This is a genomic window from Novosphingopyxis sp., assembly GCF_965218915.1.
Classification (GTDB): domain Bacteria; phylum Pseudomonadota; class Alphaproteobacteria; order Sphingomonadales; family Sphingomonadaceae; genus Novosphingopyxis.
Map to the genome: position 1 here is coordinate 2,923,265 of NZ_OZ244708.1, position 24,052 is coordinate 2,947,316.

General features: G+C 64.5%; 22 protein-coding genes. 5 read left to right on the plus strand and 17 right to left on the minus strand.

From position 1 onward, the window contains the following. Positions 1 to 59: 59 nt before the first annotated feature. Together ACOQPC_RS13835 and ACOQPC_RS13840 are read left to right on the plus strand one after the other, a co-directional pair. Positions 60 to 359, plus strand: coding sequence for an integration host factor subunit alpha (locus ACOQPC_RS13835; protein WP_420606296.1), 300 nt, complete (start codon positions 60 to 62; stop codon positions 357 to 359). A gap of 20 nt (positions 360 to 379) precedes the next feature. Continuing rightward, positions 380 to 754 carry a MerR family transcriptional regulator gene (locus tag ACOQPC_RS13840; RefSeq protein WP_420606297.1) on the plus strand — a complete coding sequence of 125 codons (375 nt, stop codon included), beginning with the start codon at positions 380 to 382 and terminating at the stop codon, positions 752 to 754. Between the two features lie 25 nt (positions 755 to 779). Here the strand turns inward: ACOQPC_RS13840 and ACOQPC_RS13845 are convergent, their stop codons facing one another. The 3 genes from ACOQPC_RS13845 to ACOQPC_RS13855 all read right to left on the minus strand — a co-directional run bounded on the left by ACOQPC_RS13845 (position 780) and on the right by ACOQPC_RS13855 (position 5,059). After that, a complete protein-coding gene (locus tag ACOQPC_RS13845) occupies positions 780 to 1,538 on the minus strand; it encodes a hypothetical protein (protein ID WP_420606298.1) in 759 nt (252 codons plus the stop codon). Positions 1,539 to 1,664: 126 nt separating this feature from the next. Continuing rightward, positions 1,665 to 2,210: a SixA phosphatase family protein gene (locus ACOQPC_RS13850; RefSeq protein WP_420606299.1), complete on the minus strand. Its 546-nt coding sequence runs from the start codon at positions 2,208 to 2,210 to the stop codon at positions 1,665 to 1,667. Continuing rightward, entirely contained in the window at positions 2,207 to 5,059 is a 2,853-nt protein-coding gene (locus ACOQPC_RS13855) for an ATP-dependent DNA helicase (protein ID WP_420606300.1), read from the minus strand. The genes ACOQPC_RS13850 and ACOQPC_RS13855 overlap by 4 nt, the downstream gene beginning before the upstream one ends. Positions 5,060 to 5,105: 46 nt before the next feature. On the opposite strand from ACOQPC_RS13855, the gene ACOQPC_RS13860 reads away from it, so the two are divergent. Beyond that, positions 5,106 to 6,680, plus strand: a complete 1,575-nt coding sequence (locus tag ACOQPC_RS13860) for a lysine--tRNA ligase (protein WP_420606301.1) — start codon at positions 5,106 to 5,108, stop codon at positions 6,678 to 6,680. Positions 6,681 to 6,746: 66 nt separating this feature from the next. Here the strand turns inward: ACOQPC_RS13860 and ACOQPC_RS13865 are convergent, their stop codons facing one another. The 6 genes from ACOQPC_RS13865 to ACOQPC_RS13890 form a co-directional block, all read right to left on the minus strand. Next, positions 6,747 to 7,256: a ferritin-like domain-containing protein gene (locus ACOQPC_RS13865; protein ID WP_420606302.1), complete on the minus strand. Its 510-nt coding sequence runs from the start codon at positions 7,254 to 7,256 to the stop codon at positions 6,747 to 6,749. A gap of 110 nt (positions 7,257 to 7,366) precedes the next feature. Continuing rightward, on the minus strand, positions 7,367 to 8,530 hold the full coding sequence (argE, locus tag ACOQPC_RS13870; RefSeq protein WP_420606303.1) for an acetylornithine deacetylase: 1,164 nt from the start codon (positions 8,528 to 8,530) through the stop codon (positions 7,367 to 7,369). Beyond that, complete coding sequence (locus ACOQPC_RS13875) at positions 8,527 to 9,579, minus strand: fatty acid desaturase family protein (protein WP_420606304.1); 1,053 nt, start codon at positions 9,577 to 9,579, stop codon at positions 8,527 to 8,529. Before ACOQPC_RS13875 ends, argE begins: the two co-directional genes overlap by 4 nt. Before the next feature lie 261 nt (positions 9,580 to 9,840). Then, positions 9,841 to 11,766, minus strand: coding sequence for an acyltransferase family protein (locus tag ACOQPC_RS13880; protein WP_420606305.1), 1,926 nt, complete (start codon positions 11,764 to 11,766; stop codon positions 9,841 to 9,843). A 237-nt stretch (positions 11,767 to 12,003) separates the two neighbouring features. Next, a complete protein-coding gene (locus ACOQPC_RS13885) occupies positions 12,004 to 12,510 on the minus strand; it encodes a DUF3833 family protein (RefSeq protein ID WP_420606306.1) in 507 nt (168 codons plus the stop codon). Between the two features lie 54 nt (positions 12,511 to 12,564). Next, a complete protein-coding gene (locus tag ACOQPC_RS13890) occupies positions 12,565 to 13,290 on the minus strand; it encodes a prolyl hydroxylase family protein (RefSeq protein ID WP_420606307.1) in 726 nt (241 codons plus the stop codon). Between the two features lie 143 nt (positions 13,291 to 13,433). On the opposite strand from ACOQPC_RS13890, the gene ACOQPC_RS13895 reads away from it, so the two are divergent. Next, positions 13,434 to 13,916, plus strand: a complete 483-nt coding sequence (locus tag ACOQPC_RS13895) for a pyridoxamine 5'-phosphate oxidase family protein (RefSeq protein WP_420606308.1) — start codon at positions 13,434 to 13,436, stop codon at positions 13,914 to 13,916. Between the two features lie 250 nt (positions 13,917 to 14,166). On the opposite strand, the gene ACOQPC_RS13900 is transcribed toward ACOQPC_RS13895, so the two are convergent. Both ACOQPC_RS13900 and ACOQPC_RS13905 read right to left on the minus strand, forming a co-directional pair. Beyond that, the gene (locus tag ACOQPC_RS13900) at positions 14,167 to 14,694 is read right to left on the minus strand and encodes a GNAT family N-acetyltransferase (protein ID WP_420606309.1); all 528 of its coding nucleotides are present in this window, start codon (positions 14,692 to 14,694) and stop codon (positions 14,167 to 14,169) included. Positions 14,695 to 14,716: 22 nt separating this feature from the next. Further along, the gene (locus ACOQPC_RS13905; RefSeq protein ID WP_420606310.1) at positions 14,717 to 15,934 is read right to left on the minus strand and encodes a polyhydroxyalkanoate depolymerase; all 1,218 of its coding nucleotides are present in this window, start codon (positions 15,932 to 15,934) and stop codon (positions 14,717 to 14,719) included. Between the two features lie 354 nt (positions 15,935 to 16,288). On the opposite strand from ACOQPC_RS13905, the gene ACOQPC_RS13910 reads away from it, so the two are divergent. After that, positions 16,289 to 18,067, plus strand: coding sequence for an ABC transporter transmembrane domain-containing protein (locus ACOQPC_RS13910; RefSeq protein WP_420606311.1), 1,779 nt, complete (start codon positions 16,289 to 16,291; stop codon positions 18,065 to 18,067). Positions 18,068 to 18,331: 264 nt separating this feature from the next. Here ACOQPC_RS13910 and ACOQPC_RS13915 read toward each other — a convergent pair whose 3' ends face one another. From ACOQPC_RS13915 to ACOQPC_RS13940, 6 genes are all read right to left on the minus strand, one after another. Further along, on the minus strand, positions 18,332 to 19,798 hold the full coding sequence (locus tag ACOQPC_RS13915) for a M56 family metallopeptidase (protein WP_420606312.1): 1,467 nt from the start codon (positions 19,796 to 19,798) through the stop codon (positions 18,332 to 18,334). Continuing rightward, positions 19,795 to 20,175 carry a BlaI/MecI/CopY family transcriptional regulator gene (locus ACOQPC_RS13920; protein ID WP_420606313.1) on the minus strand — a complete coding sequence of 127 codons (381 nt, stop codon included), beginning with the start codon at positions 20,173 to 20,175 and terminating at the stop codon, positions 19,795 to 19,797. The genes ACOQPC_RS13915 and ACOQPC_RS13920 overlap by 4 nt, the downstream gene beginning before the upstream one ends. A 905-nt stretch (positions 20,176 to 21,080) precedes the next feature. Next, on the minus strand, positions 21,081 to 21,527 hold the full coding sequence (locus ACOQPC_RS13925) for an ExbD/TolR family protein (RefSeq protein WP_420606314.1): 447 nt from the start codon (positions 21,525 to 21,527) through the stop codon (positions 21,081 to 21,083). A 49-nt stretch (positions 21,528 to 21,576) separates the two neighbouring features. Then, positions 21,577 to 22,119, minus strand: coding sequence for an ExbD/TolR family protein (locus ACOQPC_RS13930; RefSeq protein WP_420606315.1), 543 nt, complete (start codon positions 22,117 to 22,119; stop codon positions 21,577 to 21,579). A gap of 107 nt (positions 22,120 to 22,226) precedes the next feature. Next, positions 22,227 to 23,072, minus strand: a complete 846-nt coding sequence (locus tag ACOQPC_RS13935; protein WP_420606316.1) for a MotA/TolQ/ExbB proton channel family protein — start codon at positions 23,070 to 23,072, stop codon at positions 22,227 to 22,229. 79 nt (positions 23,073 to 23,151) lie between these two features. Beyond that, entirely contained in the window at positions 23,152 to 23,850 is a 699-nt protein-coding gene (locus ACOQPC_RS13940) for an energy transducer TonB (RefSeq protein WP_420606317.1), read from the minus strand. Positions 23,851 to 24,052 lie beyond the last annotated feature (202 nt).

Sequence of the window (24,052 nt, forward strand, 5' to 3'; positions counted from 1 at the left end):
TTTACAGATTCGTGAAATAGCGCTATGATATCGCTAGCCAATCGAATGGGGATGTACCGATGCGATCCGAAGGAACACTGACCCGCGCCGATCTGGCCGACATCCTCAATCGGCAGGTGGGGCTTTCACGCGCCGATGCCGCCGGCATGATCGAGTCGGTCCTGGGCCATATCGCCGATGCGCTGCTGGGCGGCGAGAACGTCAAGATCTCCGGTTTCGGTACGTTCGTGCTGCGCGACAAGGGCGAGCGGATCGGGCGCAATCCGAAGACCGGCGTCGAGGTGCCGATCGCCCCGCGCCGAGTCCTGACCTTCCGTCCGAGCCAGCAGATGCGCAGCCGCGTGCGCGCGAGCGATTGACGGCATGGCGGGGCGATAGGGTGGCAGACAAGGCCGACGACGCGTTTCGTACGATCGGCGAGATGGCGGGCGAAATCGGCGTGAAACCGCATATCCTGCGCTACTGGGAAGAACAGTTCCCGATGCTCAGGCCGCTCAAGCGGGCGGGCGGACGCCGACATTATCGGCCCGAGGATGCGGCGCTGCTGCGCCATATTCGGGTGCTGCTGCAGGACCGGGGCTTTACCGTCAAGGGCGCGCGTCGCTTTCTGGAAAACGGCTCCGGCGAGGCGGTGGAGGAAGCAGCGCGTCAGGACAGCGCCCAAACGGCGAAAAGCCCGGCGCAAGCTGGCCGGGCTTTCGATGTCTTGCGATCGGTCCGGGATCGCTTGGCCGCGGCGCTCGAAGGCGCCTGAGCCGCAACGCTGCTACCGGGCGGGCTCAGTTGGGCCTGCGGCGGCGATCGCGATTGGAGCGCGCCGCCGCGCCGCGCTGGCGAACCCGCTCCGCCCGATCGGCCGCGGACTGAGCGCGGCTTTCCGCGACACGCGCATTTTCGACGACGTCGCCGTTGCGGTTCGATGATGCCGCCGCAGCCCGCGCTCGCGCCGCGGCGCGCGCCTGAGCGGTCGCCTGCGCCCGGGCCGCTGCGACATCGGCATCGGGCCGAACCGCCGCTCCGCCGCGAACGCCGCCCTGATCGTCACGGCGGCGATAGCCCCTGCCATCACGGTCCCCGTCACGGCCCCGTCCGCGATAATCGCGGTTCCGGTCGCGATCGTCGCGATCGCTCCGGCCATAGCCTCGATCGTCGCGGTTGTATCGATGATCATCCCGGTGGTTGCGGTCGAAATCGCCCCAATAACCGTCGTTGCGATAGCCGCCGCGCCAATTGCGACGGCGCTGCGCCCAATAATTCTGCTGATAGGAATTCCAGCGATAAGGGCGGCGATAGCGATCGTAGACATAATAGCCGCTGCCCGGATAATAATAGTTGCCGTTCCAACCCCAATAGGGATCGCCATAGCTGTTGTAACTGTTGTAGTTGTTATAACCATAGCCATCGCCATAGCCGTCGTAATAGCCGCTACCGACCGAAGCGCCGGCATAATAGCCATCGCCATACAGGCCCGTACAAGCTGAAAGACCGACGCCGGCGGCGGCCAGGAAAACGGCATTGCGGATTTTCAACACGGACATTTCGACTCTCCCGATACGCATGCATTGATATTTAGGGGAAAGCGGCTGAACCGCCCCTGAAGATGTTAATGCATGGTCGGGCAATGGGTTCAACCGGCGCGGCGCGGCTGTCCGGTCGAGGGACGCTCAGCCCAGATATTCGGGTCCGAGATCGGCCGCGAGATCGCGCGGCCTGGTGAAGCGTTCGAGGCGCCCTGTCCGCGTGTCGAGATCACGCCAGTCGGCGATATCCAGCACGATCTCGGCGATGGCGGTAGTGGGATATTTCTCTTCCACCAGATCGCGCGAGGGGCAGCGGCCATCATCCGGTGTCAACTCCAGGACCAGATCTTCCGTCCCCGGATTATGCCCGCAGAGCATGACATGCGCGGCGTCCCCGCTGCGATCGCGAAGCACCTCCATCAACGTCACCGACGAGGCGAGATAGATGCGCTTGTCGGTCTCGATCGCAAATTCGCGGCCATAGGTTTCGGCCAGGCCCGCCAGCGTTTCACCGACCCGTATCGCCGGGCTGGCGAGGACGAGATCGAAATGCAGCCGCTGCTCGGCCAGCCATCGCCCCATCACGCGCGCCGCGCGCCATCCACGCTGGTTGAGCGGACGCTCGACATCGTGCCGGCCGTCGTCGGACCAATCCGACTTGGCATGACGGATCAACGTCAGTCTTTTCATATGCGGCCCATATCCTCGCCCGGCAGGCCTTCGAGCCCCGCCTCCTCTTGCCCGCTTTCCACGCCGAACGGAAGCCCGCCGATGCTGGAGATCGCTTCGCCCAGCGTTACGCGCCGAACCGGCGTCCCGTTCGGAAAGGCGTCCAGAAAACGCGACGGCATGGCCGCCGACAGTATCACGAACCTTCCGGAATCGTCGGCGCGCCGGATCAGCCGGCCGAACGCCTGCGCCAGCCGCGCGCGGATGATGCGGTCGTCATAGTCCTTGCCGCCCGCCGCCAGCCTGCGCGCGCGGTGCAGGATACTCGGCTTGGGCCAAGGCACGCCCTCCATGATCACGAGCCGCAGCGAATGACCCGGCACGTCGACGCCGTCCCTTAGAGCGTCGGAGCCGAGCAGGGACGCGCGCGGATCGTCGCGGAAGATGTCGACCAGCGTGCCGGTGTCGATCGGATCGACATGCTGGGCGTAGAGCGGCAGGCCGGAGCGCGCGAGCCGGTCGGCGATCCGCGCATGGACCGCGCGCAGCCGCCGGATCGCGGTGAACAGGCCGAGCGCCCCGCCCCCGCTCGCCTCGATCAGCCGGGCATAGGCATGGGCCAGCGCGGCGGTGTCCCCACGCTTCACATCGGTCACGATCAGCACCTCGGCCTGGACGGCGTAATCGAACGGGCTGGACGCGGCGAACTGATCGGCGGGCCGGTCCAGATGGATAGCACCAGAGCGCGCCTGGGCGGTGTCCCAGTCGCCGCCGCCGCGCAGCGTGGCCGAAGTTACGATCACGCCATGCGCGGGCTTCAGCACGATCTCGGCGACGGGCCGCATCGGATCGAGCCAGCGGCGGTGCAAGCCGACGTCGTAATCGCGCCCCTCGAACCGGTCGACCGCCATCCAGTCGACGAAATCCGGGTCGCGCGCGCCGACGGCATTGGCGAGGAGCGCGGTCCAGCCGCCGAGCAGATCGACGCGCCAGGACAGGCTCGCCGCGGCGCCGTCGATCCGGGCGCGCGCGGCCCCATCCATCCAGTCTGGCGGATCGGCGAGAATCGCCTCCAGCCTCCGCCCAAGCACCACCAGCGGCCGCTGCAGCATTTCGAGCGCCTCGGACGCGCCCGCGATCGCCTCGACCAGCGGCCCGCCCAGATCGGCAATCTCGGTCTCCAGTCCGTAGCCGGCGTCGGCCGACTTGCTCTCGTCGCGCGCATAGACGAAGCCGCGCACCGCCCAGAGCAGCCGCTCGACCGGCCCGAACGGATCGCCCTCGGCCACGCGCTGCAGCCAGCCTTCGGACGGCAAGGCGGTGGCGGCGGTGCGCGCCGCCTCGATCGCGCGGCCGCCCTCTTCGTCATAGCTGGCGACATCGGCCAGCCGCGCGGCGAGACCGCGGCGGCGACCGCGCGATTTGCCTTCGGGGCCGACGATCCAGCGGCGCAGCTCGATCGTCTCCTGCCCCGTCAGCGCGGCGGCGAACATCGAATCGGCGGCGTCGAACAGATGATGGCCCTCGTCGAAGATCAGCCGGGTAGGCGCGTTCGCCTGCTCGCGGCCGCGCGCGGCGTTGACCATCACGAGCGCATGGTTGGCGATGACGATGTCCGCGTCCGCGCTCGCCCGCGCCGATCGTTCGATGAAGCATTTGCGGTAATGCGGGCAGCCGGCATAGACGCATTCGCCGCGCCGGTCGGTCAGCGCGGTGGCGCCGTTGCGGCGGAACAGCGCGACCAGCCAGCCGGGAAGGTCGCCGCCGATCATATCGCCGTCGCGGGTATAGGCGGCCCAGCGCGCCACGAGCTGCGCCAGCACCGCGGCACGGCCCTGAAAGCCGCCCTGCAGCGCATCCTCCAGATTGAGCAGGCAAAGGTAATTTTCGCGGCCTTTGCGCACCACCACCTTTTCGCGAAACGCCGCCTCGTCAGGATAGAGCCGCTTGGTTTCACCAACCAGCTGGCGCTGGAGGTTCTTGGTGAACGTGCTGATCCACACGCCGCCGCCCGACTTTTCGGTCCAGCGGTGGGCGGGGGCAAGATAGCCCATGGTCTTGCCGATGCCGGTACCCGCTTCGGCCAGCAGCATGTTCGGCTGCCCTTTCATCGCGCGCGGATTGAACGCCTTGGCCGCCTCCACCGCATAGCGCCGCTGGCCCTCGCGCCGCTCGGCGCCATCGCCGGTGAGGCCGTGCAGGCTTTTCAGCGCCTCGTCTTCGTCCACGCGGACCTGTTTCGGCTGTGCGCGCGGCGGGCGTTCCTCCCATTCGGGCAGTTTCGAGAACAGCCAGCGCTCCGCCTTGGCGGGGCGCGCGATCCGCCGCCCCACTTCCGCCGCCCACGGCCAGCGCAGGCGATAAAGCGCCTGCGCGCTGTTCCACGCCCCCTCGCGCTCGGGCCATGCGGGATCGGCGAGGGTCGCGAGCAGCTTCTCGGCGGCGGCCAAATAGAGCGAGGGAGTGGATGCATCGTCAAAGTCCCCCTCCCGCTTGCGGGAGGGGCTAGGGGTGGGCGCTGGGTCCGCGGCCCCGCGCTCAAGCGATGGCGCGACAGGCCCACCCCCGGCCCCTCCCGCAGGCGGGAGGGGAGTATGGAGCCCCAGCACCCGCGCCAGCCCCATCGGGGTCGGCACCACGAACCGCGCGGGATGGACGAAGGCGAACAGTTCCAGCAGGTCCAAGCCGGACAGATCGGGATAGCCCAGCCGCCGCCCGACCAGCGGCGCGTTCATCAGGATCACCGGCGTCTCCGCCGCCCGGCCGATGGCGTCGCCCTTGGATATCGCACGCGGACCCCGCCCCGGCTCGGCCAGCCAGATGCCCGCATGGCTTGCATGCAGCGCGGGGAACGGTAACGGGTCAGACACGCTGCGAGTCTCTAGAGCAGCTCGGAACGAAAAGGAAACGGTACGCGTGGATTATCAGGCGGCAGCAAAGCAGTCCAAGGCCTGGGTGTTCGAGGAGGCGAGGAAGCTCGCCAAACGCTATCCGGATGGCAAACCCGGCGGCTCGGCCGTGCTGTTCGAAACCGGCTACGGCCCCTCGGGCCTGCCGCATATCGGCACCTTTCAGGAAGTGCAGCGCACGACCTGGGTGCGCCGCGCCTACGAGACGCTGACCGGCGGCGCGCCCACCCGGCTGGTGGCGTTCAGCGACGATATGGACGGGCTGCGCAAGGTGCCCGACAATGTGCCGAACCAGGCCATGCTGACCGAACATCTCGGTCAGCCCCTGAGCCGCATCCCCGATCCGTTCGGCACGCATGAGAGCTTCGCCGCGCACAACAACGCGCGGCTGCGCGATTTCCTCGACCGCTTCGGCTTCGATTACGAGTTCGTCAGCGCCGCCGAGCGCTATGAGGGCGGGCATTTCGACGCGGCGCTGAAGACCGTGCTGCGCCGCTATGACGCGATCATGGACATCATGCTGCCGACGCTGCGGGAAGAGCGGCGGCGGACCTATTCGCCGGTGCTGCCGATCAGCCCGACGAGCGGCGTCGTGCTGCAGGTGCCGGTCGAGGTGGTCGACGCCGAGGCCGGGATCATCCGCTTCGACGATGCGGGCGAAACGGTCGAGCAGTCGATCCTCTCCGGCAACGCCAAGCTGCAGTGGAAGGTCGACTGGGCGATGCGCTGGGTGGCGCTGGGGGTCGATTACGAGATGTACGGCAAGGACCTGACCGACAGCGGCGTGCAATCGGGCCGCATCGCCAAGCTGCTCGGCGGGCGGAGGCCCGAGGGGCTGATCTACGAGCTGTTCCTCGACGAGCGCGGCGAGAAGATCAGCAAGTCCAAGGGCAACGGCCTGTCGATCGAGCAATGGCTGACCTATGGCAGCGACCGCTCGCTGGCGTTCTACATCTTCCCCAACCCCAAGAGCGCCAAGCAGCTGCATGCCGGCGTGATCCCGCGCGCCGTCGACGATTATTACCAGTTCCGCGGCAACTGGGCAGAGCAGGACGCGGCCAAACGACTCGGCAATCCGGTGCACCACATCCACGACGGCGACGTGCCGGAGGCGGAGCTACCAGTGACGTTCGGGCTGCTGCTCAACCTGGTCGGCGTGATGGGGACGGATGCGGACAAGGACACGGTGTGGGGATACCTGCGCAACTACGTCCCCGACGCCTCGGCCGAGCGCTATCCCGAACTGGGCGGTTTGATCGACAACGCGCTGGCCTATGCCCGCGACTTCATCGCTCCCGCGCTTCACCGGCGCAAACCGGTCGGCGTAGAGATCGCCGCGCTCCGGCGCCTCGACGCCGAACTCGCCACGCTGCCGGACGATGCCGCCGCCGAGGACATCCAGACCGCCGTCTACGCCATCGGCAAGGACGAGGCCTATGGCTTCGCTACCTTGCGCGACTGGTTCCGCGCGCTCTACGAAACGCTGCTCGGCGCCAGCGAAGGCCCGCGCATGGGCAGTTTTATCGGGCTCTACGGCATCGCCAACACGCGGGCGCTGATCGCCCAGGCGCTCAATCGGTAGAGGCTCCGTGAAAGGGGGGCCGTTTCGTCCGGCCCCTCCCATTCGTTCGAAATTGCGGACGCCGGATCAGGCGTTCGCTTTGTTCTTCGCGTGGAGATTGACCGAACGTTCGGCGAGATCGCTCATGTTCTTGTCGGCATCGTAAATGCCTTCGGTCGCGCCGTCGAGCTTCGCCATGTCCTCCTTGCGGCCGAGTGCCTCGGCGAACGCCTTGGCGGTGCCGAAGCCGCAGATGCCGTAATGGCACATGCGCTGATATTGCGCGATGATCGCCACGTCGCGCACGTCCTTGTCGTCGATCCCGGCCTCGAGCGCGTGCTTCTTGGCCTCCTTGACGAGGCCTTCCATGCCCTTGCAATGCTCCTTCGACTGCTCGTCCATGTCGGCGAGCAGCTGCTTGACCATCTCGGTGTTCGCATCGATGCCCTTGACCGCCTTGGTCAGGCGATCCTTCAGCTTCTGGTCGCCCGCCGCGTCGGCGAGCTTGGGGACGACTTCGCTCATCTGCTCGTTCGCCGACCACAGATCCTGCAGTTCATGGGCATATAGGTCGTTCAGGTCTTTCGGTGCACTCATCGCTTGCTTCCTCTATTTCGGGCTGGCGGTAATTCGCTTCCACCCCAACAGCGCACGAGACCCGCGCTCCGTTCCGCCGCCCGGCGCCCGCTTCCCCCGTTCCGGCGCGTTCAGTCCTCCCGCAATCGCCGCGCCAGCCGCTCCATGAACGCCGCGCCCCTGGCGATCTGCTCCAGCGCGATCCATTCGTCGGGCTGGTGCGCCTGCTCGATCGAGCCGGGACCGCACAGCACGGTGGCGAACCCGGCCTCGGCGAACTGCCCCGCCTCGGCGGCGTAGGACACCGCCAGCGCGGGGCCGTTGTCGCCGGTGAGCGAGCGCACGAACGCCTCCGCCGGACCGTCCGTCACGGGCGCCAGCGCCGGGGTGTGAGACAACCGCTCGACGCGCACGCCGCATTCCGGGAACGCCGCCTTCAGCTCGCCATCGACCGCGGCCGCGCGTTCGATGAACGGCGCCAGAATCGCATCCGCATCCTGCCCCGGCGGACAGCGCAGGTCGAACACGAACCGGCAATCGCGCGCGAGGATGTTGCTCGCGGTGCCGCCACGCATCTCGCCGATGGTGAGTGTGGCGTGCGGCGGCGTGAACGGGCTGTCCGGATCGGCCTCAGCCTTCAGCGCTTCGGCCAGCTCCATCAACTCGTGCATCAGCCCCACCGCGACCATATTCGCCGACACGCCGAGATGCGTCAGGCTCGAATGCGCTTCATGCCCGCGCACGCGCACCTCGTGCAGCGCGATGCCCTTGTGCCCCGTTACTACCGCCATGCTGGTCGGCTCGCCGACGATGGCGAGCGCGGGCGGGGGCACATGGCTTGCGATGCTGGCGATCAGTCTCGGCGCGCCCTTGCAGCCCACCTCCTCGTCATAGCTCAGCGCCAGATGCACCGGGCGCTTGCCTTCCAGAAAGCGCGGCACGGCGGCCAGCGCCAGCGCGATGAACGCCTTCATGTCGCTGGTCCCGCGCCCGTGCAGTTTGCCGCCGCGCTCGGTCACCGTCCACGGATCGCTCGACCAGTCCTGCCCGTCCACCGGCACGACATCGCTGTGTCCGGACAGGATCACCCCGCCCGCCACGTTCGGGCCGATGGTGGCATGGAAGTTCGCCTTGTCGCCGTCCGCGTTCGGCACGCGGCGGCCGGTGACGCCGAAGCCGGCGAGATAGCCCTCGACCCATGCGATCAGCGCCAGGTTGCTGCGACGCGAGGTGGTGTCGAACGCCACCAGCGTTTCGAGGATCGCGCGGCTCTCGGCGGCCAGTTCCGCGCTCATGCCGCGCCCGCCGCCATGCGCAGCACCTCGGCATAGCCCGGCGCGATGGTCATGCGGCTCGCATGGCCCTTGGCAACCAGCGCGCGGTGCGCCTGCGGAAGCCGGTAGCAGGGCACGGCCATGAACAGATGGTGCTCGCTATGGTAGTTGACCCAGTAAGGGGCCACGGTGGCGCGCTCCAGCCAGTTCGCATGGGTGGTGCGCGCATGGGTGAACGGGTCGTCCGATCCGGTGGCGGTGCAGGCATGTTCGGCGATGTTGCGCACGCGCAGGAACAGCTGGAACGTCGTGGCCAGCGCGGCGAGCCAGATCAGGAACGGCCACGGCCCTGCGCCCAGCGCCCACGGCACGATCAGCAGCAGGGCGTTGACGCCCAGGAACCGGAGCATGGCGGCGCCGGCGAAGCTGCGGACTTCTCCTCTACTGCCGTTAGCGCGCTCCTGCAAAGGCAGGAGCCCAGGGTCCCGCCGCGCTGCATCCGCCCTGGGCTCCTGCTTTCGCAGGAGCGCCTCGAGTTGCGCTTTTAACGCCCGCCACCCCATCACCAGCTGGCTCCCGCGCGTCTTCAGAAACGTGCGCCCGGTCAGATCGCGCAATATCTTGCGATGCAGGCTGGCGCGGCTGGTCGGGAACGGGCTGGAAAGCTCCAAGTCCGGGTCCTCGTCCTGCTGCGTGTAGCGGTGATGGGTGAGGTGATAGGCGCGGTAGGCCTTGAGATCGCTGCCGACCGGCGCGCCGGCGAGCCACTCGCCCATCCGGTTGTTGCGCCCCCGATCGCGGCTCAGCAGACCGTGCGCCGCGTCGTGCATCAGGATCGCCAACCCCAGCTGCCGCCCGCCGACGATCACGATCGCCGCCAGCACCGCCGGCGCGCCGGCCAGCGGCCCCGCCGCGTCCCAGACCCACAGCGCCAGGCCGATCGCCAGCGCGATTCCCCCCCAGCAATGCGCCACCAGCCACGCGCCGCGCCATGGCGAAACCCGAGTCAGCGCAGCCCACTCGGCGCGGTCGAACAGCTCCAGCGGCCGCGCGGCCTTCACCCGCGCCATGCGATGCCGCCGATCCGGAAGTGCGCAAAGGGCGGCATACGGCCCCCCCTCTTCGCTCCTCCCCCAAAGGCCAGGGTCACACGGGTCACACTGTCCAGAGCGGAAAAACCGCCCGCCCCGGCAACCCGGCCACATGAGCGATCGTAAAGGGCGCGCGCGAAGGACATCGGCGCTATCATAACAAAGACACCGCCCTGTAGGACAGGGATTTGTTGGCACGCTGAACCGGTGTTCCGATAACCGATCACCATCCCCGCCAAGTCATTTGCCTGCGAGGCCAAGCCGCTCGACAAGCCGCATTCTCGCTCCGAAGCGCCGCTCGCCGGCATTGCTGAAATGGTCTCCGTCGGACCAGTAGAGTTCCTTGCAGGTCGTGAAGTCGCCCGGAAAATCGAAAGCCAGCAGATCGTTCTGCGAAAGATATCGGACGCTGCTATTATCCAGCCGACGCTCGATGGCCGCATCCAGTCGATGGAATATGCGCTCCGTTCCGAGCCGAGGCTTGAAAGGATAATTACACCCCCGGCGCAGCAAGGCGGCTTGCGGGATATGGGGTTCGAGGCGCGGGCCGAGCCAGACCACGCGTCCGTGCCGTGAAAGTTTCGATAAATAATTCGCAATCGCGCTTATGCGGGCTTCATCCGGTCGATAATCCGGCAATTGCTTTGCGACCGGAAGGGAAAACATTTGCCGGTCGCCTTCATCATAGCCCTTCCCCTTTAACAGATAGAACCCGGCTTGTTCGAAAATCACGAGATCGAAAGAGCCAGGGGATTGCTCAAGATAATCAAGCAACTGACGATAATATTCGCACACCGCTAACTCTTCATAGGGGCGGCATCCGCCCGAGACCAGTCCCACTATGAAGCCAGGTCGTGGACGGGTATTGACGACCGATCGATAGAGATCGATCGCGTGGCTATCGCCCAATATCAAAAGGCCGGGACCAAAGCGTTCGGCACAGGCTTCGATTTTTTTCCTGACGTTTGCATCAAGCTCGACCGCGCTGAATATGCACGGCCCGCCGCCAAGTTTTTTCGTGCCGCTATTCTCCTGCTCGGTTCGCTGAATCAATGTGTAGGCCTGCAGCTGGTCAGGCGCGAGGCTCGCCGCGAAAGCATGATCCTGGCTATGGGTGTAGCGCCCCAAAAGACCGAGGCCGATGAAAGCTCCGGAACCGGCGCATGCCAGGACGAAGATGGCTTTTCGGCCGATTGCACGGCCCGCTTTTTTGGTTCGGAATGGCTGTTCGACGAAGCGCCAGCTCAACGCTGCCAACAATAGCGAGAGCACCGCCAAGACGAGCATGGTCGGTAGCGATGGCGGATATGGCTGGCTCAGACGGGCAAAGGCGTACAGGGGCTGATGCCACAGATAGGCGCTATAACTGACGAGACCGATCGCAACCATGGGACGCAGGCTCAGCAGCTTGCCGACGATCGTTTCCTGGTTTGCCGCTAATAAAATCAGCGTGGTGCCTAACACGGGAATGACGGTCCATAAGCTAGGGTGCCGAAAGGATTCATCGAATATCAGGATAGAAATCAGGATCATGGCCAGGCCGGTTCCGGAGATGATTTCGGCGAGTTTACCCCCTATTATGTGCTTGCCGCCAAAGCTTAACGCGAGGATTGCTCCGAAACCCAGTTCCCAGGCACGCGTCGGCAGGAGATAAAAATCAGCCGATGGGTAATAGCGTGAAGCTATATCCGCCATCAAAAGACTGGCAATGCTGATTGCGATTATTATCCATATGATGATTTTACGCGGCAATTTGTTCAGGAAGATTAAAAGTAGCGGAAAGAACAGATAGAATTGCTCTTCGACGGCAAGCGACCATGTATGAAGCAACGGCTTTAACTCGGCCGCACCGGCAAAGTATCCACTTTGTTGCCAAAAGAAGAAGTTTGACGAAAACACATTCGTAGCAACCAGGCTGATAGCGAATTCTTTAAATTGTGAAGGCGTCATCCATTTCCAAGCAAATGGTATGCAAAACGCACTTACAAGAAATAACGCAGGCAAAATGCGCCTGATTCTCCTTTCGTAAAAGCCGACGATGGAGAATTTTCCTTCTTGTATCTCGTTGTAAATCAGGTTCGTTATTAAATAGCCGCTAATTACAAAAAATATGTCTACGCCAAGAAAGCCTCCTGAGAAACTTAGAACTCCTGCATGAAATAACATGACAGGTATCACGGCGATTGTCCGGAGCCCATCTATTTCTTTTCGATACCTCAATCAATGCCCTTCCAATACCATATCAACCCATGGGAAGCGCTGATCGTTATGCCGCCAGACGCGCAATGACAAGCCGTCAAGAGCGCTGGAAAGCTGTTTCAAAAACCGCGGAGCGGAAGCGCGGTTCGACGGGTTTGGCCGGCGACGCAAGCCGGTACGCCGCCCCGCAATCCTGTCATCGATTCACTGCTTCCTGATCGTCTCGTCCAGCCGGGCCACCGCCACGCCGAGCTTGCTCACCTTCATGCGGTTCTGCGCGACCCTGCCGCCGGGCTCCAGATAGAGCCACTGGTCGACGCCGAGGCCGCCCTTCATCCGGTAGGCGAGGTGCAGGCGGTTGCCCTCGCTCTCGCCGGTGACCGGGCCGGCGGCGTCGGTCAGCGTGCCGGCGTATCGGCCCGGCGCGGTCTCGCGGATGTTCCAGGTGCGTTTGCGCTCGGGTTTGTCACCCTCGGTCACGTGCTGGACGAGGCGCAGCGAACCGTCGGCCAGCCGCGTGCCCTCGCTGCTGACGCGGGTCCGTTCGCTCTTGCCGACGAGCTTGTCGAGCGTGCCCGTGCCCTCGCCATGCCCTTCGAAAAAAGCGAGCGCGTCGAAGCGGGGCGTGGGGGCGGCGAGATCGGGCGCCTGGACCTGGCCGATGCAGGCGGAAAGCGCCAGCGCAAACGCGGCGAGGAACGGTGTTTTCATGCCATGACAAATGCCTGAAAGCCCCGTCGTTTCCGGGCGGGGCCGAACTTAATTTCAGTCGGCGGTGGCGAGCTTCAGCCAGTTGTTCTGCCGGAACCACTTCGTGATGATGTATTTGGTGCCGAGCCGCACCGGCGTGCCGGCGTGCAGCGTCTTCATGTTCGGCGTACCGTCGGGCCGCATGTTGTTCCACATCAGCATCATGCCCTGCTTGGGCTCGACGCCGATGCCGAGCTGAGGGAATTCGGTCTGCCCGCCATCGGGCACCTGATTCAGAAAGATCATCGCGGTCCAGCTGCGCTGCCCACCCTGGCTGCGTTCCTGCTGCCAATAGCCCTCGCCGACATGGAAGAAGTCGTGGTGCGGCTTGAACTCCTGCCCGATATGATAACGCTGGCCCTGCATCGTCTCGGAAAACCGATTGTCGATGCCGAGCACGTCGGCGATACGCGTTTCGATGCGCGCGATATCGCCGTCATAGCTGTTGAGGTGGCAGCTGTAGCTGGTGCGGAAATTTTCCTGCTTGGTGCCTTCGTACAAGGTCGATGGTACCGCCTCGGCATCGATCCGCTGAACCAGCAACTGGCAATCCGCGGCGGGCAGAAAGTTCTGATAGACATAGACCTGCGCGCCCTCGACATCGACATGCTGGACATAGGGGTTGGCGTTGAGCTTGCGCGTGGTGACCTGACCGATCTTCTTCAGCTTGGTCGGATTGGCGGCCGGGTCCAGCTTCTTCTTGCGCGCCCGCGGCGCTGTCGTGCTGATATGTCCGCTCATGATGATCCCTCGGCCATGCCGTCGATTCCGTTGGCGCGAATCCTCGTCGGTCCGCGGTCATTTTTCAAGAGGCCACATGCGAGCGTGCAGGAACGATCGGGCAACGCCGGCGTTCTGAGGGTCGAACGCTAAGGAGAAAAGCCATGGATCAGAGAGACATCATCAAGCAATTCTGGAAGGCGCTCGACAAGAGCCCGTTCGTGATGATCGGTATCCCCGCGCAGAACGCGCATTCCGAGCCGATGACCGCGCAGTTCGACGACGACATCCCCAATGCTTTGTTCTTTTACGCGCGTCGCGACAACCGGTTGGCGACCGGGATGGCGTCCCACCCGCAGGCGATGGTGCAGTTTACCGGTAAGGGCCATGATTTTTTTGCCTGTATCTCGGGCATGCTCTCGGTCAGCGACGACCCTAGGCTGATCGACAAATTCTGGTCCAACGCGATCGAAGCCTGGTTCGACGGCGGCAAGGACGATCCCAACCTGACGCTGCTGCGCTTCGACATGAAGAACGCGGAGATGTGGGAGGCAGACCTATCGGCCGGCAACAAGCTCAAGATGCTGTTCGGCGGCGACATCGATTATGGCGATCCGAACGAGAAGCATATCGAAACGACGATGTAGGTTTCGATTTTTTTATCGTCGATCCGGAAGGCCCCGCTTCGGCGGGGCTTTTGTTTGACGATCATGTCTTTTGCAATCCAGCCTGCCGAACGCTACGACGGCGTCATTCCACCTCCGATTGTCCGTCGTGGCAGCGAAAGCTGGCATCTCGGGCAGTCGCGCTCAAACGCCCCAGACCCCAGCTTTCGCTGGGGTGACGAGCAGAGAACATGGCTTTGCAAGATATCCGCCTACCCGCGGGGACGGCCGTTCAAGCGGCGGGGGCGGGCCGTCGCATCACGCATGTGGGCTCGCCATGGTAATCGCACGTGCGCAGTTGCTCGAACCCCGTCGAACCGGCAAGCCGCAGCGAGGCGGCGTTGCCGGGCGCGACGATGCAGCAGATCGGAGATTTCAGCATCGCATCTGCCCAGCGGAGCGCCGCATCCAGTGCCTCGCGGCCATAGCCCTTGCCATGATCAGCGGCATTCAGCACCCAGGCGCCTTCGGGAATATCGGGCAGGGACGGCGTAATATCGCGCTCGAACCTGCCGAAACCGATCTGCCCGACATAGCCGCCCGTCACGCGCTCCTCCACCGTCCACAAACCATAGCCGAGCAGTGCCCAGAAACCGGGTCCGCGCAGGAATTTCTCCCAGACCTGCGTGCGGTCACCCGGCTCGCCGCCGATGAACCGATACACGCGCGGGTCGGTGCTCATCGCCAGCGACTGTTCGAAATCGGCCAGTTGATAGGCGCGCAGCCGCAGGCGGTCGGTGGTGAGCGTAGGGGCCATCATGGCGCGGCCGCCCCGCTCCCCCTCAGTCGAACCTGGCGATCCACTTCTCGACCACCGGGGCAATTTTCGTGCGCCATTTGCTGCCGTTGAAGATGCCGTAATGGCCCGCGCCCTCGGCCATATAATATTGCTTGCTCGTCTCCGGCAGCTTGCTCGCCAGCGTCAGCGATGCCCTGGTCTGGCCGAGGCCGCTGATATCGTCATGCTCGCCCTCGATCGCCAGCAGGGCGGTCTCGGTGATCGCCGCCGGATCGACCAGACGACCGCGGTGCAGCCATTCACCTTTGGGCAGCGCATGAGTCTGAAACACGATCTCGATCGTCTGGAGGTAGAATTCGGCGGTCATGTCGCAGACCGAGCGATATTCCTCGTAAAAATCCTTGCTCGCCGCGGCGCTCTCGTCGTCGCCCTTCACCAGATGCTTGAACATCTCCCAATGGCTGTTGAGATGGCTGCCGAGGTTCATCGACATGAAGCCGGCCAGCTGCAGGAAGCCCGGATAGACCTGGCGCCCCGCGCCCGGATACATCACCGGGATGGTGGCGATGACGTTTCGCTGGAACCAGGCGTGCGGCCGCTCGGTCGCCAGCGTGTTGACCGCGGTCGGCGCCTCGCGCGTGTCGATCGGCCCGCCCATCAGCGTCAGCGTTTTGGGCACGCAAGGGTTCTCGTCCTGCGTCATGAAGGCGGTGGCGGCGTAGCAGGGCACCGACGGCTGGCACACCGCCAGCATGTGCGCGCCCGGTCCGATCTCCTCGAGGAAGCCGATCACATAATCGATATAATCGTCGAGATCGAAATGACCCTCGGACAGCGCCACGTTCTTCGCGTCGCGCCAGTCGGTGATGTAGACGTCGTGGCCGGGCAGCATGCGCTCGACCGTGCCGCGCAGCAGCGTGGCGAAATGGCCGGACATCGGCGCGACGATGAGCAGGCGCGGCTGATCCGTCACGCCCTCCTTCACGAAATGCTTGAGCTGGCCGAAGGGTTTGCGCAGCGCGACCTCCTCGGTCACCGCGACGGTCTTGCCGTCCACCTCGGTGCTTTCGATCCCGAAGGCGGGCTTGCCGCGCGGGCTCGCGGCGTGGGCGAACACGTCGAGCGCCGAGGCGATGACCGGGCCGCCGCCGACATAGCTGAGCGGATTCAACGGGTTGGTGAGCAGGTTCGCGCCCAAATTGGCGAATATGCTGGCGCCCGCCAGGAACGAGCGCTGGAACTCATAACTGCTGTAGAGCATGCATCACTTTCATATGACCGGTATGTTACCGCCATCTAGGCGCAAAAGGGTTAATGTTGCAATGCGGCGCTTGAGGGGTGTCAGCGGGCGCTAACGAACAGCATAGCAGTTTTCCGCTTCTCCTTCGTGCGTCATGCCAGCGAAAGGGCACCCAACAAAGTAGTACTTTGTTGGGACCCGGAAAGCTGGCATCTCAGGCGTCAAAGCCATCCGGCCCGAGACCCCAGCTTTCGCTGGGGTGACGGGCTTCCCTATCCTGGCGCGAGCAAAGTTCGCCGCGCCTTCTTCGCTGCAGCCGCTACTCCCCCCCATTCCCCCTATCCCCCAGCCCCCTCCCCTGCTAACCGCCCCGACATGGCACAGCGTCCCACGAAAGCCGCGATCGAACCGGGGGCCGCCCGGCGGATCGGCAGCCTCAAGCTCGTCTTCCGCTATCTGCTGCGCTATCCGCGCCAACTGGTCTACGCCGCCGCCGCGCTGCTGCTCGCCGCGCTGGCGACGCTCGCCATACCGCGCCAATTGCAGCAGATGGTCGACCGCGGATTCGGCTCGCGGACCGGCGATATCGCGCCCTATTTCCACTATATGTTCATGATCGTCGGCGTGCTCGCCATCGCCACCGCCGCGCGCTTCTATTTCGTGAGCTGGCTGGGCGAGCGGGTGGTGGCGGACCTGCGGCGCGACGTGCACGCCAACCTGCTCGACCAGGCGCCGCGCTTCTTCGAAGAGAACCGGCCGGGCGAGATCGCGTCGCGCATGACCGCCGACACCTCGGTGATCGAGCAGGTGGTCGGCACCACCGTGTCGATCGCGCTGCGCAACATCGTCGTCGGCATCGGCGGGATCGTCTATCTGTTCGTGCTGGCACCGGGCCTGGCGGGCATGCTGCTGCTCGGCATCCCGCTGATCATCGTGCCGATCGTGCTGATCGGGCGGCGCGTGCAAGTCATCTCGCGCTCGAGCCAGGACCGCATCGCCGACGTCGGCGCGATGGTCGCCGAGACGCTGGGCGCGATGAAGATCGTCCAGGCGTTCGGGCAGGAAAGCCGCGAACGCGGGCGCTTCGGCCAGGCGGTCGAGGCGAGCTTCGACACCGCGCGGCGGCGGATCAAATGGCGCGCCGCGCTGACGCTGGTGGTGATCACCATGATCTTCGGCGCGATTACCGGGGTGATGTGGGAGGGCGCGTCGGACGTGGTCGCGGGGCGGCTGACCGGGGGCACCATCACCGCCTTCATCTTTGCAGGGGTGCTCACCGCCGGCAGCTTCGGCGCGCTCACCGAGGTGTGGGGCGATATCCTGCGCGGCGCGGGCGCGGCCGGGCGGCTGGGCGAGCTGCTGCAGGCGAGCCCGGACATCGCGCGCGGGCCGAAATCGGTCGCCATGCCCGCGCCGCGCGGCAGCCTGGCGTTCGATCACGTCACCTTCCGCTATCCCACCCGCCCCGACGACCGCGCGCTCGACGATTTCACGCTGACCGTGGAGCCGGGCGAGACGGTGGCCGTGGTCGGCCCCTCGGGCGCGGGCAAATCGACTTTGTTCCAGCTGGCGCTGCGCTTCTACGATCCGCAGCGCGGCGCGGTGCGGATCGACGGCGTGCCGCTGGCCAATGCCGATCCCGCCGAACTGCGCCTGCGCATCGCCTATGTGCCGCAGGAGACGGTGCTGTTCGCCGCCAGCGCGCGCGACAATTTGCGCTATGGCCGCTGGGACGCCGACGATGAGCAATTGTGGGAGGCCGCACGGCTCGCCAATGCCGAAAGCTTCCTGCGCGCGCTGCCGCAGGGCCTCGACACCTATCTGGGCGAGGGCGGCGCGCGGTTGTCCGGCGGCCAGCGCCAGCGCATCGCCATCGCCCGCGCGATGCTGCGCACCGCGCCGATCCTGCTGCTCGACGAGGCCACCAGCGCGCTCGATGCCGAGAGCGAGCGGCTGGTGCAGGACGCGCTCGACCGGCTGATGGCGGACCGCACTACGATCGTCATCGCCCACCGCCTCGCCACCGTCCGCTCGGCCGACCGGATCGTGGTGATGGACGAGGGCCGCATCGTGGAGGAGGGCAGCCATGGGCAGCTGGAGGGCGCCGGCGGGCTGTACGAACGGCTGGCGAAGCTGCAGTTCGAGGGGGCGTGAGCCGGACCGGGCGTGCGCCTGCGGCGGGACAAGCAGCCGGTCGATCGCGCGACAATCTGATGCAAAATCTACAATGTGACCACGAAAGCCTTGCCGGAAATTGAAACGATATTTCCTACAGCATCGGCATGCGCCATGCGGCCGCCCGTTCCCGCCATGGGCTCATGATATTGCCAGTTTTACAAGGCCCGAACCCCTGAGCGATTGGCGCCTCCACCGGCTCGTCGGTGATCGCAATGCCGGGCAGGGCCGGCCGATCGCGGCTTACTGGCGGGCGGCGCCGCTTTCGGCGATCGCGCTGTCGATGTCGGCCAGCAGGTCGGACTTGCGGATATCGCTGAGGCTGGTGTCGCGAGCGATCAGCGAACGCGCAAAAGACAAACTGCTGAATGATCCGAACCCTTTCTCGGTCGAGCATACCCGCGCTGCCAGAGAATCGTTCGCTTCCGCTTCGCCGGCGCGGAAGGCCTTGCAATCGATCGTGCGCACCGGCACGCCGTTGACCGTGCGCTGGAAGATATCGCTCACGGCGGACGTGCGATCGACGGTTGCATTGCGCGCCCTCGCTTCATCCATCCGTTTTTTCGCGTCGGCAATCCAGTTCTCCGCATCGGCCTTGAAGGCATCGAAGCCGCTATCGCCCGGCCGGTTCGGCTCCACCAATCGAACCGCTTCCTCAGAATCCGCGGACTGCGCTTCCGAAATTTCCGGCACGGCGGGCGCCGCAACCGGCGGGGGCGCGGGCGCAGGCTCCACCGGCCGGGCAAGCCTCGCCGCGTCGGCCCGCTCCGGACCTTCGTAGGAAGTGGCGGCCACGGGCGCGACCGGCGCGGGCATGGCGTAGGAGATCGTTGCGGTAAGCGTCAGGGTGCATCCCAAGCAGGCGAGAACAGCGAGGCCGAGATAGCGGCGAGAGCGAGAGATTTCGGTCATGGTAAGGCTCCTTAGGCGATGGACGATCGAAGGTGCGCCAAGCACGGGGCATGCCATCGCGGCAGCCATGGCGAAGGCGGCAGTGTGTTTGGGACGGGCAGCGTAGGAAGCGATCAGTTCGGCATAGGCCGCGCGGCTGCCGGAGCCACATCGCGCGAGCACGCGCGCATCGCAGGCCGCTTCCTGATCGCATCGCAGGGCATTCCAGCCGAGCCAGCCGAGCGGGGTGAACCAGTGCAGAGCAAACAGTGGCTGCACCAGAAGATTGACCACGAGATCACCGCCGCGATGGTGCGCCAGTTCGTGTTCGATGGCGAGCTTTCGCTGGGTCCGGTCGGTGACGGTCATGAAGTCGTGCGGCAACGCCACAACCGGATCGAAGATACCGAAGGCGACCGGGCCGACGGTCCTGGACGTCTGCACGATCCGCACCCTTCCGGCCCCGCTCACTATCCGCGCGCCCGCCAGCAAGCGCCGCCGCATCAGGAAATAGCTGGATAGACGCCACGCAAGGACAAGTGCCGCGCCGGCGAGCCAGATCGTGATCAGAGTGCCCGCCAAGTCCGGACCGAAGTTACTCGGCTGCGCGACCGGCGCTAGCTTCCCGACCGAAATGATCGCCGGCGCGGGAGCGACCGGAAGAACGATTTCGGGAAGCAGAAGTCGAACGACTGGCAGCAGCCAGAGAGCGTAAGCAAAGCGTGGGCCGAACGCCCGCGCGAACGGACGTCGCAGCATCAGTACTACGGCGATTGCAGCGCCAGTCCAGACCAGCGTATCGAGAGCCCAAGCGATCATTTCCGAAGATCCTTCAGCAGCCGCTCTATCTCGGCCAGATCGTCGTCGCTCAACGCCTCCCGCTCGGCGAGATGCGCGATCAGCGGGGCGGCCCGTCCGCCGAACAGGCGATCGATCAGCCGGTGCGATTCCCGCCCACGATATTCGGCTTCGGCGATCAGCGGGTGATATTGAAACCGGCGACCATCGGGAGTGGTGCTTACGGCCCGCTTGGCAACCAGCCGCGAAAGCAGCGTCTTCACGGTGGCGAGGCTCCATTCGCGCGGGCCCCGGACACGTTCCGCTAATTCGGTGGCAGTGGCCGGACTGGCGGCCCACAGAGCTTCCAGCACGACCAGCTCGGCTTCGCTGATCCTCTCGGCTTCGGTATCGTCCACGCGCGATCTCCTTTGAAGGATTACACGTGTAGACGGTACAGTTACACTTGTAAACAAGAAACATCCTCACCGTTATCGGTCAGACAATGACAAAGAGCCGCGTTCGATAGACGTCCGCCAGGCGAGAAATTGGTCGCATCGACATGTCGGTAATGATCACGCGAAGCGAGGAAGCGCTCTGGAAATCGCTCGATGGATTCCGATAAATTCCCGCTCGTTACGCCTAATCATCCAAAGATCGGTAAGTAACCGGATGGCGGCTCACCGGCGATGCCGAACTAGACGGGAAATCCGTCATTGGTTCAAATTAGGTCAACGGGCGAAATGTCCGCTATCCCGCCGCATTCGCCAATAGCGGACCGACCGTTTCGTTCCAATTCTGCCGTAAGCGGTCGTCTCCGAGCCACACACCCCGCCGACTGTGATGGACGAAGCGGACGTTTCAAAGCGTAGCAACCCCGGACGCGGACGTTCGAAAGCGCAGAAATTTCCTTTCTTGCGCAACGCCGCGCATAGGCGGGGGGCCAGCTTTCACGAATGGACTGATGAACAAGCCGGATTTCCGCTTTCGCGGGAATGACTAGCAAGCTGTACGCTTCCGAACATATCTCGTCGCAAGCCCAAAAAAGGGCGATTAAGTAACTTGCAAACCCAGTCGGATGGAAATTCCGAACGGCATAGCTGCGCCTTTCTTTGTTCGTCATGCCAGCGAAAGGGCACCCAACAAAGTAGTACTTTGTTGGGACCCGGAAAGCTGGCATCTCAGGCGTCATGGCGATCCCGCCCGAGACCCCAGCTTTCGCTGGGGTGACGAAAAAATGAAAATGGGTTTGCAAGGTACATAATCGCCAAAAAAAAGGCGGCACCCGAGGGTGCCGCCTGATGTTTCGAACAGACGTTCGCACTCAGCCCGCCGGGGTGGGCGCCTTGCCGAACTGGCGGAACTGCTCGTTGCCGACGAAGCCGAATTTGGTGATGCCCGAGCGCTTGATCGAAGCCAGTGCCTCGTCGACGATCAGATAGCGCGTGGTCGGCGAGGGCTGGAACTGCAGTTCCGGCTCGACGGGCAGCTGCAGCGACTGCTCGAGCAGCTGGTCGAACTGCTGCAGCGTGATCGGCTCGCCGTTCCACTGAATGACGTTTTCAGGCGTGATGATCACCTTGTTCACCACCGGGTCGATCGGCGGCGGATTGTTGGGCTGATCCACCGGGAGATCGATCTTGACCGCATGGGTCTGCACCGGGATGGTGATGATGAACATGATGAGGAGCACGAGCATGACGTCGATCAGCGGCGTCGTGTTCATCTCCATCATGGGGGAGCCGTCGTCGTTGCCGCCGCTCATTGCCATGATAATATTCTCCTAAACTTGCCTGGTACGCCCCTCAGGACACCGAAAATCACAGCGCGGTCTGAATTTCGATCGGCGTCGAGATAAAGCCGACCTTCGAAAAACCCGCCGACTGCATCTGGTAGATCGCGCCGCCGATGCAGCGATAGGGCGTGTTGATGTCGCCGCGGATGTGCACCTCGGGCAGATCGTCGGGATCGACCTGGCCCGACTGGATCGCCGCCGGGCCGCCCAGCGCATCGATCTCGTCTTCCAGCTTGGTCACCGCGCGGTCGACCAGCTCGGTCGAATCGATCGGCGTCACGTTCCAGTAGACCCGGCACTCGCCGCCCGGCGAGGCGCCGGCGAACCCAGGATCGCCCGGGTTGAGCCCGCTCACGTCGGTGGAACTGATCGCCAGCAAAACATTCTCCGGCTTGGTGATCGTGGGCTCGAACTTCACCACCGGAAGGTCGAGGTCGACCGTTTGGATCACGACCGGAATGGCGATGAGGAAGATGATGAGAAGCACCAGCATGACGTCCACGAGCGGCGTCGTGTTGATGTCTGACATCGGCGTCTCTACGCCTCCGCCTCCCGAACTGATGGCCATTGATTAAATCCTCTGATCTTCGCGGCCGCGTCGGCCTTTTTTCCTAACCGGACTGCTCGTCTCGAGCAGGCCGGGCGAAGGCGCCAACGCCTCCGCCCTATCGCCGCTCAGCGCTTCGGCGGCGTCGTCGTGCTGGTCGTGGTGGTGGTCCGCTCGGTCGTTCCGGGCTGTACCGCCGGGGACTGCACGCCGCCGGCCTGGCCGGCGGTCTTGGTCACCGGCTTGGCCGCGGTCGACGTTCCGATCGCCTTGGTCTCGGGCTTCACCCGGCCATCCGAACCCATATAGGCCAGGATGTCGTTGGAGAAGGCGTTGAGATCGCGCAGGATGTACTTGTTGCGGCTCTGCAGCCAGTTATAGGCGAGCACCGCGGGCACCGCCACGAACAGGCCGAGCGCGGTCATGATCAGCGCCTCGCCGACCGGGCCCGCGACCGCATCGATCGAAGCCTGCCCCGCGATGCCGATCTTGATCAGCGCCGAGTAGATGCCGATCACCGTGCCGAGCAGGCCGACGAACGGCGCCGTCGCGCCGACGGTGGCGAGGAACGCCAGGCCGCCGTTGAGCTTGGTGTTGATCGAGGCTTCCGAGCGGGCCAGCGAACCGTGCAGATAGTCGTGCGCTTCCTGCTGGTCGGTCATCTGGCCGTGCTGATCCTGCGCGTGCAGGCCGTCGTCGACCAATTGCTTGTAGGCGCTGTTCTTCTCCAGCTTGGACGAACCCTCCTTCAGGCTCGACGCGCGCCAGAACCCGGCGCGGGCCGTCTTGCCCTGATTGATCACCTTCTGCTGCTCGAACAGCTTGGTGAACAGGATGTAGAAGGAACCGACCGACATGATCACGAGGACGATGAAGATCGACCAGCTGATGAAGCCGCCTTCGTTGAGGGCCTCGAGCAGGCCGAACTTGTTCTGCGAGCCACCGGCTGCAGCGCTCAGGAGTTCAATGGACATGATGTGACTTTCCTCTTCGAAATTTTATTTTGGCTTGTAAATGTCGCCAGCCGTTTCGGCCAACTCCGCGAACGATGGCTTACTCCGGTATCTCCCACCGAACGGTTCTACCCCATGTTCCGGTCGTTGGATTGCCTTGGGAATCGAGGGCGGGATCGAACCTTGCCCGCCGCTCCATGTTGCGACAGGTGGCGCTATCCAGTTCACTGTTACCGCTCGACTTGGTGACCGTACAACCGGAAGCGCGGCCGTTGGCGCCGACGGTAAGCGTGAAACCCACCGTACCTTCGGCTTCTTCACGCAGCGCCCGCGACGGATAATCGGCATTGGTCACCCAACCGGACGGATTACCCTTAGGCACCGGCTTTGGACGCTGCGGCGGCGGCGGCGGTGGGGGTGGCGGCGGGGGTGGCGGCGGTGACAATTTCGGAATCGGCCCGACCTTGTTGAACACCGGCGTGACCGGCGCTGCCGGCGGAATGTCGCGCACCGTCGGCACGATGGACGGCCGCGGCGGCGTCTTGACGATCGGCGGTGGCGACACCACCGGCGGATCGACTTGCGGCTGCGGATCGGGCTCGGGCGGCGGCGGCTCTTCCTCGGGCGGCGGCGGCTCTTCCTCCTTCACGTCGACGACGTTGAGGTCTTCGGCCACTTTCTTCACCGCTTCATAGGCGAGACCGGTGACGAACGCATATCCGATCAGCGCATGAATGATGACAACGATTACGATCGAAACGAGCTTCGTGTTGCTCATCCCCTGGTCTGCATAGGCCATTCGGCTGCGTTGCTCCTTCAACTTCTCTCGCTGGGCGCGAACCGCTACTGCTAGAACAGCGGACGGTCCGTGCGCAACGGCTTTCTCTCCTGAGTGCCGATGGCCTTAACCGGCGGGGCCGCGATGGGCAATGCGGTTAATGCCTTCGGTATGCACCGTTCCCTTGCTTCTACGTTCCGGACGCGAAATGGATGCGCCGTCC

Bases quoted from the DNA above. Each gene is read 5' to 3' on its own strand.
- ACOQPC_RS13835 (WP_420606296.1), top strand. From the start codon at position 60: ATGCGATCCGAAGGAACACTGACCCGCGCCGATCTGGCCGACATCCTC.
- ACOQPC_RS13845 (WP_420606298.1), bottom strand. From the start codon at position 1,538: ATGTCCGTGTTGAAAATCCGCAATGCCGTTTTCCTGGCCGCCGCCGGC.
- ACOQPC_RS13850 (WP_420606299.1), bottom strand. From the start codon at position 2,210: ATGAAAAGACTGACGTTGATCCGTCATGCCAAGTCGGATTGGTCCGAC.
- ACOQPC_RS13865 (WP_420606302.1), bottom strand. From the start codon at position 7,256: ATGAGTGCACCGAAAGACCTGAACGACCTATATGCCCATGAACTGCAG.
- argE (WP_420606303.1), bottom strand. From the start codon at position 8,530: ATGAGCGCGGAACTGGCCGCCGAGAGCCGCGCGATCCTCGAAACGCTG.
- ACOQPC_RS13875 (WP_420606304.1), bottom strand. From the start codon at position 9,579: ATGGCGCGGGTGAAGGCCGCGCGGCCGCTGGAGCTGTTCGACCGCGCC.
- ACOQPC_RS13880 (WP_420606305.1), bottom strand. From the start codon at position 11,766: ATGTTATTTCATGCAGGAGTTCTAAGTTTCTCAGGAGGCTTTCTTGGC.
- ACOQPC_RS13885 (WP_420606306.1), bottom strand. From the start codon at position 12,510: ATGAAAACACCGTTCCTCGCCGCGTTTGCGCTGGCGCTTTCCGCCTGC.
- ACOQPC_RS13890 (WP_420606307.1), bottom strand. From the start codon at position 13,290: ATGAGCGGACATATCAGCACGACAGCGCCGCGGGCGCGCAAGAAGAAG.
- ACOQPC_RS13895 (WP_420606308.1), top strand. From the start codon at position 13,434: ATGGATCAGAGAGACATCATCAAGCAATTCTGGAAGGCGCTCGACAAG.
- ACOQPC_RS13900 (WP_420606309.1), bottom strand. From the start codon at position 14,694: ATGATGGCCCCTACGCTCACCACCGACCGCCTGCGGCTGCGCGCCTAT.
- ACOQPC_RS13905 (WP_420606310.1), bottom strand. From the start codon at position 15,934: ATGCTCTACAGCAGTTATGAGTTCCAGCGCTCGTTCCTGGCGGGCGCC.
- ACOQPC_RS13910 (WP_420606311.1), top strand. From the start codon at position 16,289: ATGGCACAGCGTCCCACGAAAGCCGCGATCGAACCGGGGGCCGCCCGG.
- ACOQPC_RS13915 (WP_420606312.1), bottom strand. From the start codon at position 19,798: ATGATCGCTTGGGCTCTCGATACGCTGGTCTGGACTGGCGCTGCAATC.
- ACOQPC_RS13925 (WP_420606314.1), bottom strand. From the start codon at position 21,527: ATGGCAATGAGCGGCGGCAACGACGACGGCTCCCCCATGATGGAGATG.
- ACOQPC_RS13930 (WP_420606315.1), bottom strand. From the start codon at position 22,119: ATGGCCATCAGTTCGGGAGGCGGAGGCGTAGAGACGCCGATGTCAGAC.
- ACOQPC_RS13935 (WP_420606316.1), bottom strand. From the start codon at position 23,072: ATGTCCATTGAACTCCTGAGCGCTGCAGCCGGTGGCTCGCAGAACAAG.
- ACOQPC_RS13940 (WP_420606317.1), bottom strand. From the start codon at position 23,850: ATGGCCTATGCAGACCAGGGGATGAGCAACACGAAGCTCGTTTCGATC.